Source organism: Exiguobacterium sp. A1_3_1, from assembly GCF_048985645.1.
In the GTDB taxonomy this organism is placed as follows: Bacteria; Bacillota; Bacilli; order Exiguobacteriales; family Exiguobacteriaceae; genus Exiguobacterium_A; species Exiguobacterium_A indicum.
Window position 1 is genome coordinate 1 of the sequence record NZ_WBYY01000288.1, and the last position, 1,782, is coordinate 1,782.

Annotated in this window: 2 protein-coding genes; both read right to left on the reverse strand. The window is 47.6% G+C overall.

Going from position 1 to position 1,782, the window contains the following annotated elements:
• Positions 1-198: 198 nt before the first annotated feature.
• Positions 199-966: a hypothetical protein gene (locus tag F8N00_RS17790; RefSeq protein ID WP_058713830.1), complete on the reverse strand. Its 768-nt coding sequence runs from the start codon at positions 964-966 to the stop codon at positions 199-201.
• 179 nt (positions 967-1,145) lie between these two features.
• Positions 1,146-1,694, reverse strand: a complete 549-nt coding sequence (gene hxlB / locus F8N00_RS17795; protein WP_336449029.1) for a 6-phospho-3-hexuloisomerase — start codon at positions 1,692-1,694, stop codon at positions 1,146-1,148.
• Between the last annotated feature and the right edge of the window lie 88 nt (positions 1,695-1,782).

Consider the following 1,782-nt stretch of genomic DNA (forward strand, 5'->3'; position numbering starts at 1 on the left):
TAAGAGACAGTTCCTATCCTTACCCGGAACTCCTGCAAGTCACGCAGTCGTTATCGATTCCGCTCGTCTATGGATCAGATGCCCATCTCGCAAAAGATGTCGGTGCTGATTTTGATTTCAAATGGTAACAACGGAAATAGATAAAAGATTGCGCGCTTCACTTACTCTGACGGGAGTTGTGTGAAGCGCGCGATTTTTTTATTCTGTTCCCCCATACGGAAACGATCCTGACGTGACGGATGGCAGTGATGCCGCAAGTATTTTAAGACGATCAACTGATACGTTACCGGCTAACAGAACCGTCTGTTCGCTGTCCTGATAAGACAAGCTAGCTTCCCGCTTCGTCTCATGGACGTAAGCTTCTATTCCATTCGCCAATGTCACGACCTCCGACGGTTTGCTGTCCATCGGTTGCTGCGGGAGCTTCGAAACCGTAAGGATTGATTCTTTTCCAGCAAACGTCCATGTGATTGGCGCGTCTTCCGCATCACTCCAACTCATTTCGTTCGTTGTAAATGTCGAAAATGGGAGCTTCAAGCCACGTGATTCCGAGCGTTCCGTTGTAACAGGTCCTGTCGCAGGAAGAACACCAGTTAATATCCAGCGATCAGACTGTTCATAAAACAAAACGATGTAATGATGTGGTCCTTCCGGAGACTGCAGCGTGACAATCGCTTTTTGACCAAGAATCGCTTCCGACAAGATATCATCATTAGTCGGTACGGCGGTTTGTCCGTTTTTATAGGTCAGCTGTATTTGCTCGACGCTCGCTTTGCCTGGTGTATCTGCATCGACGGAGGGCTCTTTAATTAAAATTTCTTCGACTTCCTTTTGTCCTTTAGTTGGTTTCACAGATGCAACTTCTGCAGATGGTTTTACAGCATGTTCTTTCGTCTCCATTGTACACCCCGATAAGACGCAACTACTGATCAATACAATAGTTGTCATCGACTTCGTAAAACGCATTTTTCCTCCCCCTTACCATACCTTTACTTACCTTTACTTACCTTTACTTCTTTTAGTATGGCAGGTCGATACCTGCTAGTATCCGAATAAATTCGCACAAACAGGAAATGTTTTATTAAAAATCAAGTCAAAGAAGACCGGTAAACGTATCGCATACGTCTACCGGTCTTCTGGTTTATCTATTCTAAGTTGGCATGTTTCCCGTACATCGTTTGCGAATCGAGCTGTTTGTCTTCCATGATCTGCAGAATCAAGCCATCATAGAACAACAACATCGTCTGTTCGAACAACGAGCCCATCGGTTGAACCGTCTCGTCCGCTGATGCCGTTTGTTCTTTCGGAACTCCAGGCAATTGGACGACCAAGTCGGCTAATCGTGCTAACGTCGACGTCGGATTGATCGTGACGACGGCAACCGTTCCACCAAGTTGCTGTGCTTTCTCGACGATTGGTACCAACGTTTTCGTCTCACCCGATCCGGAACCGACGATCAACAAGTCACCGTCGCGCAAGTTCGCTGTGACCGTCTCACCGACGACATAAGCGTCGAGTCCCATGTGCATTAGCCGCATGACGAACGCTTTCCCCATCAAGCCGGAACGACCAGCTCCTGCGAGAAAGATTCGGTTCGCTTGCAGCACAGCGTCTTCCAGTTCTTTCGTCTCGGTCGCATCGATTGCTTCAACCGTCGAAGTCAGTTCTTCGATAATCGTTTGAATATGTGTCATTTACGCCTCTTGCAGCATCCGGTGCATCGTTGACGCTGTCTCTTGTTTATCATCTTGTCCCGTGATGCCGCCACCGACGATGATCAGG

Excerpts from the sequence above, each read along its gene's own strand:
- F8N00_RS17790 (WP_058713830.1), bottom strand. The coding sequence starts at position 966 with ATGCGTTTTACGAAGTCGATGACAACTATTGTATTGATCAGTAGTTGC.
- hxlB (WP_336449029.1), bottom strand. The coding sequence starts at position 1,694 with ATGACACATATTCAAACGATTATCGAAGAACTGACTTCGACGGTTGAA.